The organism is Novosphingobium sp. BL-S-24 (assembly GCF_055521575.1).
Genome location: NZ_CM145488.1, coordinates 1,908,748 through 1,922,074, shown reverse-complemented (window position 1 = coordinate 1,922,074; position 13,327 = coordinate 1,908,748). Strand labels below are relative to the sequence as shown.

Genomic DNA, 13,327 nt, shown 5'->3' with positions numbered 1-13,327 from the left:
GAGTGCTCAGACTTTCGGTTGTCCAATAGCTGTTTCTCCGAAGGCGACCGTCTGATAAATCCAAAAGCGGAACCTGCTCTGCGCCCCCTATCCAGGTTCCGCCCCGACTTGGCGAGCTATGCTAGGCTTACCCCTCGGGTCCGTCGCCAATTACTATTGCCGCTTGCGTGAGAGCATTGATCCGCGCCGCGCCGGCGTTGAGCTTCTGAACGGCCTCGGCTTGGCTCTCCCCATCCAGCGATCCTACTCTCACTGCAATCACACTGACATCCTCCATGATCATGCCGATGCGGGTACACAGCAGGTTGAGCAGGTGCCGGGTGTCATCGTCCATAAGTGTCAAGACGCCCGACCCCCTCCCTGAAGTCCAGATGCAGCTTTCTCGCTGACGTCACCTTTCCGCTCGACTTCGCCGGCAAGTCGAGCATTGGTACCGGAGTGCGCGGTGTTCATGCGCGGCAAGAGCCCTGACCGGCTGACCGGCGGGGCCATGGGTAGTGGGAGCGACACTTACGTTGCTCTAAACATGAGCCCCACATGTCAGATGTCGCAGTCACCAACATCCGTACTCGGCGCATAACCCGCCCGTCGCTACCGGTCGAGATACCGGTTGCAACCAGTGCCACCCTTGCCGAAAGCAAGAATATTTCGCCGACCAAGGCGTCACAGGTGGTCCAGCGGTTATCGCAGCCCAGTGGTACCTCCGTTGAGGATCTAAGCCAGATCATCGGCTGACAGGCCCATTCACTTCGCGCGTTTCTCACCGGCCTCCGCAAGAAGGGAAGCATCATCGATCGCGGCAAACGGGAGGACGGGGTGACGATATATAGGGTTCGCAAGTGTAGCGTTGAAGACGGCAATGCCCGTGACGTCGGCATGCCTATTAAGGGCAAACGCTGATGGCCCGCCACCCTCGCCTCCCCATGGAACGGATCATGGACATGACGACCGATGATCTGCGATCCGAATGGGCGTTGCGCTGTGATGGCCCCTGTCCCAACATCGCGGTCGATTTGCTTCGTATGGGTCTGGCCTATCGCATACAGGTGCAGCGCCATGGCGGGCCAGGTCGTGCCACTCGCGCATTTCTGCAATCGCCTGGTAAGGGTGATGGCAAAGCGGCGGCCGCCCCGCGTCGGCTGACACCCGGTACCCGTTTAATTCGCGACTGGCACGGCGTTGGGCACACGGTCACCGTTCTCGAACGCGGCTTTGAATACCGGGACAAATGCTGGAGCTCCTTGAGCGCTATCGCCCGCGAGATCACCGGGACCCACTGGAATGGGCCACGCTTCTTCGGGCTGGAGGCTCGTCCACATGAAGGTCTTGCGGTGCGCGGTCTACACCCGCAAATCCGCTGAGGACGGTCTGGAGCAGGAGTTCAACAGCCTGCATGCCCAACGCGAGGCCTGCGAAGCCTTCATCCTCATCCAGCGCCATGAAGGCTGGACCCTAGTGCCGCAGGCCTACGATGATGGCGGCTTCTCGGGCGGCACCATGGAGCGGCCCGGACTGAAGGCGCTCCTCGCCGAGGTCGACGCCGGCAATGTCGATGTTATCGTCGTCTATAAGGTTGATCGGCTTACCCGTAGCCTCGGCGACTTTGCCAAGATTGTCGAGCGACTGGATGCACGGCAGGCAAGCTTCGTCTCAGTGACGCAGGCGTCTAACACCACATCGAGCATGGGCCGCCTGACCCTGAACGTGCTGCTGTCCTTCGCGCAGTTCGAACGCGAAGTCACCGGCGAGCGCATCCGCGACAAGATCGCGGCCTCCAAGAAGAAAGGTCTGCGGATGGGTGGCCCGGTCCCGTTGGGCTATACCGTCGCCGCCCGCAAGCTCGTCCCGGTGCCAGAGGAATCAGAGAGTGTCCGCACGATCATGCGCCGCTACCTTGAGGTCAAAACAGCACCAAAACTACTCGAGGTCCTTAGAACCGAAGGGGTACTGACGGATGTACAACCGCGTACCAGCGGCCCCACCGGGACGGCATTCCGTTTCGCCGGGGAAGCCTGTTTTATCTTCTAAAAAACCCGGTGTATCGCGGCAAGATCGTCCACCGGGGCGCGATCCATGATGGCGAGCACGAGCCGATCGTCGATGAAGCACTTTGGCAGGCGGAGCGCTCCGCTCGGAATTGAAAGCCCTGACCCGATTCACGTTCGCCTGCCGCTTCCCAGCCGCAAGCCGTTCCGGGAGACGAAGATCCAATCGACGCCACGGCGAGGGAAGGCAAAACCAGCGAGCCACTCCTGAAGCTTCTTCGTGACGCCTTCGAAGTGCAGGCGATGGTCATGGCTTCGCCCGAGGTCAGTCTCAATGCGCTTGGCAAGCGCGAACGGCGATGCCGTACCCAGCTTGGTCGCTTGCTTAGATTATCCTGGATAAGCCCCAGGGTGATCGAGGCAATCGTCGGTGGAAGTCAGCCGAAGGATTTGACCCGGGCAAAACTGTTGAATGATACGCTACCGATCGACTGGCGCGACCAAGAGCGCGCGCTCGGGTTTAAGGGGTAGGGATCTAAGGCCACTCAGCCAGCCTGCAAATAGGGTGTGGTCGGGTTTTTTCGGACAGAGAACCCGGCCTTTTTCGTGGCAATTCCCGGGCCATTGCAGGGGGTCTCTGTCTGCAGCATCGCCATCAGGATGGCCCAAGGCGCGCCGAACGGCGGGGGTTTGCCTTGCCCGGGTGCCCGAAGGCAAATATCAGTGCTGTTCAGAAACTGCCTGGTGCGGTCGAGAAGACTCGAACTTCCACGGGCTTTCGCCCACAACGACCTCAACGTTGCGCGTCTACCAATTCCGCCACGACCGCATGTATATTCGGGGCTGGATGAACATCCGCCCCTGGCAGGAGCGGGCCATTAGCAAGGGCCTTTGCCGCTGGCAAGCGGGTGGCGCGGATTATTTTCTGCGGCACCCTTTTTCTCATCTGACGGCGACCTTGGATCACCACATCCGCTGGAAGACACCGTCCTTCAGCAGCAACTGATGTCGCAGGGCGGCAGCGATGTGCCCAAGGGCGAGCACGAGCAATATCCAGCCGCCTATGCCATGGAAATTCTGCCCTGCTGTGACCAGCAGGTCGCCCCTGGTCACGGCAAACTTGGGCCAGTCGAACAATCCGAAGAAGCTCAGCGGATATTTTCCGGCGGACGACATAATCCAGCCTGACAGCGGCATGGCGATCATCAGCACATACAGAATGGCGTGAACCGTCTTGGCGATAGCGATTTCCGATGCAGGGAGGGAGCCAGGATACGGTGGCGCCTTCCACGTCATCCGCCATGCCAGCCGCACGATAGAAAGCACCAGGATCGTCAAACCTACCGACTTATGAAGCGGCATGACGGCGAAGGTCGAACCCAGCGCATCATGAAACAATCCCAGAATCAGATTGAGTATGATGAGTATGGCAATGACCCAATGCAGGGTCCGCGCGCCGGCATTGTATCGTGTGGCTTGCATCTGTAGCTCCGCTTTGCCTGCACCGATGCGTGTGATCACATGCGTACACCAACAGGGCAATACGGTTGTGCGGAACGTGCACGCTTTAGTCCGAGGAGCGAACAGCGGCACCGACCGGCGCGATAGCGATGGCATCCCAAGGAAAATATCCTATCGCGGTGCCATGAGCCGAGAACCTGTTCGTCCGCGTTCGGACTACGCCGCCTTTGTCCCCATCACTACGCGGTGGCACGACAACGATGTGTATGGCCACGTCAACAACGTGGTCTACTATGCGTTTTTTGATACGGCGGTGAACACCTGGCTGATCGACGAGGCTCTGCTCGACATTGAAAACGGCGACCCAATCGGCGTCGTGGCCGAGACGCGATGTCGCTATCTGCGATCGGTCCACTTTCCGCAGAAGCTTGAAGTGGGTCTACGCGTTGCCCGGCTGGGCAACAGCAGTGTGACGTACGAGTTGGCTTTATTTGTTCAGGGGGAGGATGATCCGGCAGCTCAAGGTTCGTTCACGCATGTGTATGTTGACCGAGCCAGCCGACGCCCGGCGCCTTTGTCCGAACTTTGGCGCGAGAGCTTTGCCAAGCTTATTCCTGAAGTTTCCTAAGCCGAAATCAGCCTGACGACGCCAGCCGTCAGCAGCACCAGGATCATCCACAGGACGGTGTTCAGCAGCAGGATCATGGGCACGTCGAACGCCGGCGGTTCGGATCGCACTTGCGTGGCTTGAAACATCGCTGGGTCGTTCATCGCCGTTGCCTCTACTACTGCTCCATCTCAGGAAACAGAATTGGGGCAAACGGGTTCCTGAACCCAACCTTTATTGCACCGTATCAGGCGTGCTTCTTCAACAGGACGGTCCGCAGCATCGACAAGGCCACCTCGCCGCGTTGATTGGTCAGTTCGTGCTTGAACACGACGATGCCCTGCCCGGGCCGTGACTTGCTTTCCCGAATGTCCACCACTTCGCTCGAGCACGTCAGGGTATCGCCGATAAAGGTGGGCTTGGGCGTCACCACTTTGTCGAACCCCAGATTGGCGACCAGCGTGCCGACGGTAGTATCGGCGATGGACAGACCCACGGCCAGACTGAACGTGAATGTCGAGTTGACCAGGATTTGGCCGAATTCGCTGGCCTTTGCCGCTTCGGCATCGAGATGAAGCGGCTGCATGTTGTGGGTCATCGCGGAGAACAGCAGGTTATCCGTTTCCGTGACCGTCCGCGACGGCTGGTGAGTGATCCGATCGCCCACATTCCACTCATCGAAAAATCGCCCGGGCATTACTGCGTCTCCTCGATCTTCACGAGCAGGGCATCGACCTGAACCTGCTGCCCTGCCACTGCCTTCAATTCGGCGACAACGCCGTCGAACGGAGCGGTGAGCGTGTGTTCCATCTTCATCGCTTCCAGCGTTAGCAGTTTCTGCCCCTTGGCCACCGACTGCCCCGGCGTGACGTCTACCGCGATCACCTTGCCGGGCATCGGAGCGACGATGGTGCCCGATCCGCCAGCTACGCCGTGTGCGCCATCGCGGCGCCATGGGGTGAGCAGCCAGGCCTGCCCCTGTTCGGTCAGGAGGACGCCGGGCATCGGTTCGTCCGAACCCTCACCGTCCAGTTCGATCTCGATCTTCTCTCCATCCAGCAGGAACCAGCCGGTCTGGGCGGGCGCCGCATTCAATCGGAAACCCGCGATCGGCATCGCCGGTACGAGCGCCTGCGCGGCAGCGCGTAACGTATCGGGCGATGGAACCGGCGCCTCCGCCAAGGCTTCGCCGTCACGACCGATAAGTCCTGTGTCCACCTTGCCGGCAGCGAAATCGGAATGGTCGAGAGCGCGCACCAGGAACGACGCGTTCGTGCGCACCGGCCAGACTGCCGTGTCCTCCAGCATCTCGCCCAACCGCTCGCGCGCTTCCTCGCGATCTTCGCCCCAGGCGATGACCTTGGCGATCATCGGGTCGTAGAAGTGGGATACTTCCGCGCCTTCGTACACGCCCGTGTCGATGCGCCCGCCTTCCGCCTCGCCAAATTGCAGCAGTTCCAGCTTTCCGATACTTGGCAGGAACCCCTTGGCGGGATCTTCGGCATAGAGGCGCGCTTCCATCGCCCAGCCGTCGATCGACAGGTCATCCTGCGATACGGGAAGCGGCTGGCCGCTGGCGATGCGCAACTGCCATTCGACCAGATCGACGCCCGTGATGGCCTCCGTCACCGGATGCTCCACCTGAAGCCGGGTGTTCATTTCCATGAACCAGATGCGATCCGCCTGGAGGGAGCCGGAACCATCGGCGATGAACTCCACCGTGCCCGCACCCACGTAATCGACCGCCTTCGCCGCCCGGACGGCCGCGGAGCAAAGCGCCTCCCGCGTCGCGGCGTCCATGCCGGGAGCGGGTGCTTCCTCGATCACCTTCTGGTGGCGGCGTTGAAGCGAACAGTCGCGCTCGAACAAATGGACGACATTGCCGTGGTGATCGCCAAATACCTGCACTTCGATATGGCGAGGGGAGGCGATGTACTTCTCGATCAGGACATGGTCATTGCCGAACGACGCGGCGGCTTCCCGCTGACAGGATGCCAGCGCATCCACGAATGCCTCGCTGCTTTCGACCAGCCGCATCCCCTTGCCGCCGCCACCGGCTACGGCCTTGATCAGCACGGGATAGCCGATCTTGTCCGCTTCCGCCCGCAGGAAGGCCGGCTCCTGGTTCGCGCCCATGTAGCCCGGCGTCACCGGCACGCCCGCATCGGCCATCAGCTTCTTCGCCGCATCCTTCAACCCCATCGCGGTGATGGAGGATGGGTCAGGCCCGACCCAGACGATCCCCGCATCGATGACCGCCTGCGCAAAATCTGCGTTCTCCGACAAGAAACCATAGCCGGGATGGATTGCCTCGGCCCCCGTCTGCCGGGCTGCGGCAAGAATCTTTTCGCCCACCAGATAGCTCTCGCGCGCAGGCGATGGCCCGATGTGCACTGCCTCGTCAGCCTCACGCACATGGAGCGCATCGGCATCGGCGTCCGAATAGACGGCGATGGTACGGATGCCCAGTTCCCGCGCGGTGCGGATGATGCGGCAGGCAATCTCGCCACGGTTGGCGATGAGCAGCGATTTGATCATGGTATCGGTCCCGTTCCTGCGCTCGGTCACATGCGGAACACCCCGAAGCGGGGTGCCTCCGCGATCGGGGCTTCCAGACATGCCGACAGGGCCAGGCCCAGAACGTCCCGGGTCTGCACCGGGTCGATGACGCCGTCGTCCCAAAGGCGGGCCGTGGCGTAGTAGGGGTTGCCCTCGTCCTCGTACTTCTGACGGATCGGCGCCTTGAAGGCTTCGGCATCCTCGGCGCTCCACTGAGCCGCGTCGCGATGGACGGTAGCAAGCACGCTGGCCGCCTGCTCGCCGCCCATCACCGAGATGCGGGCGTTGGGCCAGGTGAACAGAAATCGGGGATCATAGGCGCGACCGCACATTCCATAGTTTCCAGCGCCGAACGATCCACCGATCAGCACCGTCAGCTTCGGCACCTGAGCGGTCGCAACGGCAGTGACCAGCTTTGCCCCATGCTTGGCAATGCCTTCCGCCTCGTACTTGCCCCCGACCATGAAGCCGGAGATATTCTGCAGGAACAACAGCGGAATACGCCGCTGGCAAGCCAGTTCGATGAAGTGAGCCCCTTTCTGGGCACTTTCGGAAAACAGCACGCCGTTGTTCGCAAGGATCGCGACAGGCAGGCCATGGATATGCGCGAAACCGCACACCAGCGTGCTCCCGTAGAGCGCCTTGAACTCCTGAAACTCCGAGCCATCGACGATCCGCGCGATGACTTCATGAACGTCATAGGGGGCACGCACATCTTCGGGGATGATGGAGTACAGGTCTTCAGCAGGGTACTTTGGCGGCTGCGGATCCTGAACCGCCAGACCGTGGCCGTATGCAGGGCCAAGGTGACTGACGATGTCGCGCACGATGGTCAGCGCGTGTTCGTCATCCTCGGCCAGATGATCGGTGACGCCGGACTTTCGGCTGTGCAGGTCCCCTCCACCGAGATCTTCCGCGCTGATGACCTCGCCCGTGGCGGCCTGGACCAGCGGCGGTCCGGCCAGGAAGATGGTGCCCTGCTCCTTCACAATGATGCTCTCGTCGCTCATCGCCGGGACGTAAGCCCCGCCTGCAGTACAATTGCCCATGACACTGGCGATCTGCGGAATGCCCGCCGCGCTCATCTGCGCCTGGTTGAAGAAGAACCGGCCGAAGTGATGGCGGTCGGGAAAGACGTCCGCCTGATTGGGAAGATTGGCCCCGCCACTATCGACCAGGTAAATACATGGCAGCCTGTTGGCCTGAGCGATCTCCTGACCGCGCAGGTGTTTCTTGACGGTCATCGGGAAATACGTGCCGCCTTTCACCGTCGCGTCGTTGGCGAAGATCATGCACTGGCGGCCGGACACGCGACCGATCCCGGCGATCAGGCCCGCGCCGGGAACCTCGTCGTTATAAAGTCCGTTGCCGGCAAGCTGGCCGACTTCCAGAAAAGGTGACGCGGCATCGAGCAACCGCTCCACCCTGTCTCGCGGCAGCAGTTTGCCTCGCGACAGATGCCGCGCACGCGATTTCTCGTCACCACCCATGGCGGCCTTGGCTACGCGCTGACGCAATTCCTCGGCCAAAGCGCGATTGTGCGCGTTGCGGGCGATAGCTTCCGGACTGGCGAGGTCGATCTGCGTATGCAGGACCGGAGCGCTCATGCATCTTCCTTCCAATTCGGGCAGCGCGATGGACTGCCTCTCCTGTTTCGGGGCTTGGTCTATCGTACAGGCAACGTCGGCCAAAATTGAAAGTTGCCGGTGCATACCATAGACGCTGTCTATAGCGACGGGCGTCATAGCGGGGTGCCATTGGTGCCCGATCTGCGAACAGGCGGCAATGACCGTTACCTCTCGCTTGTCGCAGGAGGCGCGGCTCCCTTGTCATGGCTAGGGGTGATGCCTATTCCAACACCCGCGAACGCAGGCGTCCGGTCGAGACGCCCGAACTGGACCTTAGACGAGGAACCGCTGAAAAATGGCCTATACCGACTTCCTGAAGCAGCAGTGCTACATCGATGGCCAGTGGGTGGATGCCGACGGCGGTGCAACGATCGAAGTCACCGATCCCGGTTCAGGCGCTGTCCTGGGGACGGTGCCGAAGATGGGCGCGGACGAAACGAACCGTGCGATCGACGCCGCCGAAGCCGCCCTTCCCGCATGGCGCGCCAAGACGGCAGGTGAACGGGCAAAGCTGATGCGCAAGCTGTTCGACCTGATGATGGCGCACCAGGATGAATTGGGAGAGCTTCTCAGCCGCGAACAGGGCAAGCCTCTTGCCGAGGGCAAGGGCGAAATCGCCTACGGCGCCAGCTTCATCGAATGGTTCGCCGAAGAGGGCAAGCGCGCCTATGGCGACGTGATCCCCGGCCATGCCGCCGACCGCCGCATCGTGGTGATCAAGCAGGGCGTCGGCGTCGTCGCGGCGATCACGCCATGGAACTTCCCCAACGCGATGATCACCCGCAAGCTCGGCCCGGCGCTGGCGGCGGGTTGCACCATCGTGATCAAGCCTGCTTCGGCAACGCCTTACTCTGCGCTCGCGATTGCTCGCCTGTGCGAAATGGCCGGGATCCCGAAGGGCGTTGTGAACGTCGTCACCGGCAGCGCGGGACAGATCGGGTCCGCGCTCACCGCCAGCCCTAAGGTCGCCAAGCTGACCTTCACCGGCTCCACCGAAATCGGGCGCGACCTGCTTCGCGAATGTGCCGAGACGATCAAGAAGTGTTCCATGGAACTGGGCGGCAACGCGCCGTTCCTTGTCTTTGACGACGCCGATGTCGATTCCGCGATCGAAGGGGCGATGATCTCCAAGTTCCGCAACGGCGGACAGACCTGTGTCTGCACCAACCGCTTCTATGTTCAGGACGGCGTCTATGACGAATTCGTCGAGAAGCTGGCCGCGCGGGTCAACAAGATGACGGTCGGCTACGGGCTGGACGATGGGACCGATGTCGGCCCGCTGATCGATGTAAAGGCCGTCGAAAAGGTGGAGGAACACCTCAAGGACGCGGTCGATGGCGGCGCGAAGATCCTGGCAGGCGGGCAGCGCAACGAACGCGGCGGCAGTTTCTTCAACCCTACCGTCGTCGCCGGCGTGAAGTCCGACATGAAGCTGGCGCGTGAAGAAACGTTCGGGCCGCTAGCCGGCGTCATCCGCTTCACCGACGAGGCTGAAGCGATCCGCATGGCCAATGATACCGAATTTGGCCTCGCCAGCTATTTCTACGCCAGCGACCTGTCTCGCGTGTGGCGCGTGGCCGAAGGATTGGAGGCCGGAATGGTCGGCATCAACACCGGCCTGATTTCCACGGAAGTCGCCCCGTTCGGCGGCGTCAAGCAGTCGGGCCTCGGCCGTGAAGGTTCGCACTACGGACTGGATGACTACATGGAGGTCAAGTACCTCTGCATGGGCATCAAGCCAGCCTGATGAACAAGAAGGGCGGCCAGCGATCTGGCCGCCCTTCTTCGATCACCCCATCAACTTCTCGATCTGATCCATCGTCGCGGCGAAGTCCGCCACCAGGCCGCGATAAGGGTCCGGCGCCGTCATATCGAGGCCCGATGCCTTGATGATGTCGACGGGGTCAGCCGAACCACCTGCCCGCAACACATCCAGATACCTCTCGCGCTCGGCCTTGCCCCCGCTCAGGATCGATTTGGCGAACCACGTGCCCGCCGCGATCGACGTCGCATACTTGTAGACGTAGAACTGGTTGTAGAAATGCGGAATATACGCCCATTCGATCGCGTAAGGTGCATCGATCACGAAGTTCGGTCCATGATACCGCTTGAGCAGATCGAGATAGACCCGCGTCAGGCTCTCGCCCGAAAGCCCTTCCCCCGCCTCAGCCATTTCGTGCATCTTCAGCTCAAATTCGGCGAACATCGCCTGTCGGAAGAACGTGCCACGCAGGCCCTCCAGCCGCATCCCCAGGTAGTAGATCTTTTCCTGGTTGGTTTTCGCCTGGCCCAGCATGTACTCGGTCAGCAGGACCTCATTACAGGTTGACGCGATCTCCGCCGTGAAGATCGGGTAGTCGGACATCTCGAGCGGCTGTGCGGAATCGGCCAGCAGCGAATGCATGGCGTGGCCCCACTCGTGCGCGTAGGTGGACAGCCCTTCGTAATTCTCGCCCAGGTTGAGCAGCAGGTAAGGGTGCACGCCATAGGCCGACCCGTTCATGTACGCGCCCGCGCGCTTGCCGGGCCGGGGAAACGGATCCATCCATTTGGCCGCCGTCGCCGCGCCCAGCCTTTTGACGTAATCGGGGCCAAGCGGCGCCACTGCCTTCAGCGTAACATTGCGCATGTCGGTCAGGGAGAACGTGCGATCCAAACTGACCAGTGGAGGATATATATCGTAATAATGCATATCCGGCAGCTTCAGCATCTTGCGTCGCAGTTCGAACGAGCGATGAAGCTGCGGAAGTCCGGCATTGGTTTCGGTGATGAGCGTGTGATACACGCTCTCCGGCACGTTATCCCCAGACAGAGCAGCAGCGAGTGAATTGGGATAGTTGCGTGTCCGCGCCTCGAAAACATCAGCCTTGAGCTTGGCGGCCATCGCTGCACCGAGCGAACTCTCGAACTTGCCCATCTCGCCGAAGAAGGCGTCGAACACTTTCTTGCGATCGTCGCGGTTGGGCGCATCGCGGGTCAGGGTGTAGCCCTGCGCATCCAACCGCTGATTGCGCCCATCTGACAGGGTGACCGTCGGCCACGGTATGTCCGATGCAAAAAGCTGGCCCCGGATCGTCTGCGGGCCGGACAGCGGCGATGATACGGCTGCGAGGATCTGTTCGCCCTTTGCGTCCAGCGTGTGCGCCGCCAGCCGCAGCGTGGTGCGCAGCGAATGCGCGAAGCGACGCTTCAACGTATCATTGGCCGCGATGTAACTTTCGACCTTGTCCTTGCCCAGCGCCAGCACTTCCGGGGATGTCCAGGCAGTGGCTTCACCAAAGGAGGAGTAAAGGTCCTCGACTTGCGCGTTGCGTTCCTGGTTCGCCGAATTGCGCACATCTTCGTCGGCCCGAAGCGAGGCGTGAACGTAGACCCGCATCAGCTTGATCATCACGGACGAGATGTCTTCCAACGCCTTGGCCATTGCGTCGGCACCTTGACCCAGCGTGCCCTTGTAGGCCTTGAGACGCGGCAATGCGGCGGCAACGTCCTTGCGCGCGGAATCCCAGGCGGCAAGGTCGGGAAAGAGATCGGTAAGATCCCAGGCCGCCGTCCCCGCAGCGGCTGGAGTTGTAGCGGTGGCGGCACCGGCAATGGATGGAAAGGCCGAGGCGAGAGGCAGCGCAGCGGCCAGCCCCAAAGCACCGCGACGGTCGGTTTCGATCATGATTGGGTCCCCTGGCATCCCGCGCCCGGAACAGCGCGAGGGTTTATAGGCCAAGGCTATCGCCTGAACGCCACAAGGCAAGTCCAGCCTTGCCTCAGGTCGATGGTTGTCGACTGTTCATCGATTTGACGCTTGGATCCAGCCCATGAAAAAGGCCGCGCCGGTGATGTACCGGCGCAGCCTTTTTCACTAAAACGGATGGCGATCAGGCGATAGCGGCGTTCAGTGCGTCGGCCAGATCAGTGCGCTCCCACGGGAACAGATCGCCCTCGGGCTTGCGGCCGAAATGGCCGTAAGCAGCAGTCGGCGCGTAGATCGGCTTGTTCAGCCCCAGCCCAAGGCGGATGCCGCGCGGGGTCAGCCCGCCCAACTTGTCCGCCGCGACCTTGGTGATTGCGGCTTCCAGCGCTGCGTCCTCTGCCGTGCCGGTGCCATGCGTATCGACATAGAGCGACAGCGGACTCGACACGCCGATCGCATAGGAAACCTGGATCGTGCACCGCGTCGCAAGGCCTGCGGCGACGACATTCTTGGCCAGATAGCGCGTCACGTAAGCGGCCGACCGATCAACCTTGGTCGGGTCCTTGCCGGAGAACGCGCCGCCACCATGGGGAGCCGCGCCGCCATAGGTATCGACGATGATCTTGCGCCCGGTCAGGCCCGCGTCACCATCGGGACCGCCGATCTCGAACGAGCCGGTGGGATTGATGTGGAACACGGTATCGGGCGTGACGAAACCGTCCGGAAGAACCTCTGCCACTACCTGGCGCACATAGGCCTTGAGTTCCGCTTCCTTCTCTCCGGCGTCGTATCCCGGCTGATGCTGTGTCGAGACGACGACCGCCGTTGCCGCCACCGGCACTCCGTTTTCAAAGCGCAGCGTAACCTGGCTCTTCGCATCGGGCTCCAGGAAAGCGGCGGCCCCGGAATGACGGTCAGCGGCCAGACGATGCAGGATCTTGTGGCTGTAATCGAGCGTTGCCGGCATCAGGTCTGGCGTTTCATCGCACGCGAAGCCGAACATGATGCCCTGGTCGCCCGCGCCTTCATCCTTGTTGCCAGAGGCGTCGACGCCCTGCGCAATATGGGCCGACTGCGCATGAAGGCGGTTGATGAATTCGAAGGTCTCCCAATGGAAGCCATCCTGCGCATAGCCGATTGTCTTGACGACCCGGCGAACCGTATCCTCGATCTCCTGCAACGCGCCATCGGCCCATTGCCCATTTTCGAACACTCCCTTGCAGCGGATTTCGCCCGCCAGCACGACGAGTTGCGTGGTCGTCATGGTCTCGCAGGCGACACGCGCCTCGGGGTCCTTTGACAGGAAGAGATCGACGATCGCATCGGAAATCTGGTCGGACACTTTGTCCGGGTGGCCTTCGGAAACGCTCTCGGACGTGAAGACGTAGTTGCTGCGCAT

At 61.6% G+C, this 13,327-nt stretch carries 14 protein-coding genes and 1 tRNA gene; 6 read left to right on the top strand and 9 right to left on the bottom strand.

Annotated features, from left to right (window positions below; genetic code table 11):
* Nucleotides 1-127 precede the first annotated feature (127 nt).
* Entirely contained in the window at nucleotides 128-334 is a 207-nt protein-coding gene (locus ACZ1JM_RS14560; RefSeq protein ID WP_465133089.1) for a hypothetical protein, read from the bottom strand.
* Nucleotides 335-537: 203 nt separating this feature from the next.
* Between ACZ1JM_RS14560 and ACZ1JM_RS14555 the strand changes: the two genes are divergently transcribed.
* The 4 genes from ACZ1JM_RS14555 (at nucleotide 538) to ACZ1JM_RS14540 (ending at nucleotide 2,141) form a co-directional block, all read left to right on the top strand.
* Nucleotides 538-735 (top strand): hypothetical protein, encoded by a 198-nt coding sequence (locus ACZ1JM_RS14555; RefSeq protein WP_465133088.1) that lies wholly within the window; start codon nucleotides 538-540, stop codon nucleotides 733-735.
* Between the two features lie 164 nt (nucleotides 736-899).
* Entirely contained in the window at nucleotides 900-1,361 is a 462-nt protein-coding gene (locus tag ACZ1JM_RS14550; RefSeq protein WP_465133087.1) for a DUF2924 domain-containing protein, read from the top strand.
* A complete protein-coding gene (locus ACZ1JM_RS14545; protein WP_465133086.1) occupies nucleotides 1,318-2,028 on the top strand; it encodes a recombinase family protein in 711 nt (236 codons plus the stop codon). The genes ACZ1JM_RS14550 and ACZ1JM_RS14545 overlap by 44 nt, the downstream gene beginning before the upstream one ends.
* A gap of 8 nt (nucleotides 2,029-2,036) precedes the next feature.
* Nucleotides 2,037-2,141 carry a hypothetical protein gene (locus ACZ1JM_RS14540; protein WP_465133085.1) on the top strand — a complete coding sequence of 35 codons (105 nt, stop codon included), beginning with the start codon at nucleotides 2,037-2,039 and terminating at the stop codon, nucleotides 2,139-2,141.
* Nucleotides 2,142-2,727: 586 nt separating this feature from the next.
* Here ACZ1JM_RS14540 and ACZ1JM_RS14535 read toward each other — a convergent pair.
* Nucleotides 2,728-2,814 (bottom strand) — tRNA-Leu (locus ACZ1JM_RS14535).
* Nucleotides 2,815-2,948: 134 nt separating this feature from the next.
* Nucleotides 2,949-3,578 (bottom strand): cytochrome b, encoded by a 630-nt coding sequence (locus tag ACZ1JM_RS14530; protein WP_465133084.1) that lies wholly within the window; start codon nucleotides 3,576-3,578, stop codon nucleotides 2,949-2,951.
* Between the two features lie 52 nt (nucleotides 3,579-3,630).
* Between ACZ1JM_RS14530 and ACZ1JM_RS14525 the strand changes: the two genes are divergently transcribed.
* Complete coding sequence (locus ACZ1JM_RS14525; protein ID WP_465133083.1) at nucleotides 3,631-4,074, top strand: acyl-CoA thioesterase; 444 nt, start codon at nucleotides 3,631-3,633, stop codon at nucleotides 4,072-4,074.
* On the opposite strand, the gene ACZ1JM_RS14520 is transcribed toward ACZ1JM_RS14525, so the two are convergent.
* The 4 genes from ACZ1JM_RS14520 to ACZ1JM_RS14505 all read right to left on the bottom strand — a co-directional run bounded on the left by ACZ1JM_RS14520 (nucleotide 4,071) and on the right by ACZ1JM_RS14505 (nucleotide 8,219).
* Nucleotides 4,071-4,217: a hypothetical protein gene (locus tag ACZ1JM_RS14520; protein WP_465133082.1), complete on the bottom strand. Its 147-nt coding sequence runs from the start codon at nucleotides 4,215-4,217 to the stop codon at nucleotides 4,071-4,073. The two genes, ACZ1JM_RS14525 and ACZ1JM_RS14520, sit on opposite strands and share 4 nt — an antisense overlap.
* An 83-nt stretch (nucleotides 4,218-4,300) precedes the next feature.
* Nucleotides 4,301-4,750 carry a MaoC family dehydratase gene (locus ACZ1JM_RS14515; RefSeq protein ID WP_465133081.1) on the bottom strand — a complete coding sequence of 150 codons (450 nt, stop codon included), beginning with the start codon at nucleotides 4,748-4,750 and terminating at the stop codon, nucleotides 4,301-4,303.
* Nucleotides 4,750-6,591 (bottom strand): acetyl/propionyl/methylcrotonyl-CoA carboxylase subunit alpha, encoded by a 1,842-nt coding sequence (locus tag ACZ1JM_RS14510; RefSeq protein ID WP_465133080.1) that lies wholly within the window; start codon nucleotides 6,589-6,591, stop codon nucleotides 4,750-4,752. Before ACZ1JM_RS14510 ends, ACZ1JM_RS14515 begins: the two co-directional genes overlap by 1 nt.
* Before the next feature lie 26 nt (nucleotides 6,592-6,617).
* Entirely contained in the window at nucleotides 6,618-8,219 is a 1,602-nt protein-coding gene (locus tag ACZ1JM_RS14505) for a carboxyl transferase domain-containing protein (protein ID WP_465133079.1), read from the bottom strand.
* Nucleotides 8,220-8,535: 316 nt separating this feature from the next.
* On the opposite strand from ACZ1JM_RS14505, the gene ACZ1JM_RS14500 reads away from it, so the two are divergent.
* A complete protein-coding gene (locus tag ACZ1JM_RS14500; protein ID WP_465133078.1) occupies nucleotides 8,536-9,987 on the top strand; it encodes an NAD-dependent succinate-semialdehyde dehydrogenase in 1,452 nt (483 codons plus the stop codon).
* Nucleotides 9,988-10,029: 42 nt separating this feature from the next.
* Here ACZ1JM_RS14500 and pepF read toward each other — a convergent pair whose 3' ends face one another.
* Nucleotides 10,030-11,907: an oligoendopeptidase F gene (pepF, locus tag ACZ1JM_RS14495; RefSeq protein WP_465133077.1), complete on the bottom strand. Its 1,878-nt coding sequence runs from the start codon at nucleotides 11,905-11,907 to the stop codon at nucleotides 10,030-10,032.
* Nucleotides 11,908-12,112: 205 nt separating this feature from the next.
* Nucleotides 12,113-13,327: a methionine adenosyltransferase gene (gene metK, locus ACZ1JM_RS14490; RefSeq protein ID WP_465133076.1), complete on the bottom strand. Its 1,215-nt coding sequence runs from the start codon at nucleotides 13,325-13,327 to the stop codon at nucleotides 12,113-12,115.

Bases quoted from the DNA above. Each gene is read 5' to 3' on its own strand.
- ACZ1JM_RS14520 (WP_465133082.1), bottom strand. From the start codon at position 4,217: ATGAACGACCCAGCGATGTTTCAAGCCACGCAAGTGCGATCCGAACCG.
- ACZ1JM_RS14560 (WP_465133089.1), bottom strand. From the start codon at position 334: ATGGACGATGACACCCGGCACCTGCTCAACCTGCTGTGTACCCGCATC.
- ACZ1JM_RS14525 (WP_465133083.1), top strand. From the start codon at position 3,631: ATGAGCCGAGAACCTGTTCGTCCGCGTTCGGACTACGCCGCCTTTGTC.
- ACZ1JM_RS14500 (WP_465133078.1), top strand. From the start codon at position 8,536: ATGGCCTATACCGACTTCCTGAAGCAGCAGTGCTACATCGATGGCCAG.
- ACZ1JM_RS14505 (WP_465133079.1), bottom strand. From the start codon at position 8,219: ATGAGCGCTCCGGTCCTGCATACGCAGATCGACCTCGCCAGTCCGGAA.
- ACZ1JM_RS14555 (WP_465133088.1), top strand. From the start codon at position 538: ATGTCAGATGTCGCAGTCACCAACATCCGTACTCGGCGCATAACCCGC.
- ACZ1JM_RS14545 (WP_465133086.1), top strand. From the start codon at position 1,318: ATGAAGGTCTTGCGGTGCGCGGTCTACACCCGCAAATCCGCTGAGGAC.
- ACZ1JM_RS14515 (WP_465133081.1), bottom strand. From the start codon at position 4,750: ATGCCCGGGCGATTTTTCGATGAGTGGAATGTGGGCGATCGGATCACT.
- ACZ1JM_RS14550 (WP_465133087.1), top strand. From the start codon at position 900: ATGGCCCGCCACCCTCGCCTCCCCATGGAACGGATCATGGACATGACG.
- pepF (WP_465133077.1), bottom strand. From the start codon at position 11,907: ATGATCGAAACCGACCGTCGCGGTGCTTTGGGGCTGGCCGCTGCGCTG.
- ACZ1JM_RS14510 (WP_465133080.1), bottom strand. From the start codon at position 6,591: ATGATCAAATCGCTGCTCATCGCCAACCGTGGCGAGATTGCCTGCCGC.
- metK (WP_465133076.1), bottom strand. From the start codon at position 13,327: ATGCGCAGCAACTACGTCTTCACGTCCGAGAGCGTTTCCGAAGGCCAC.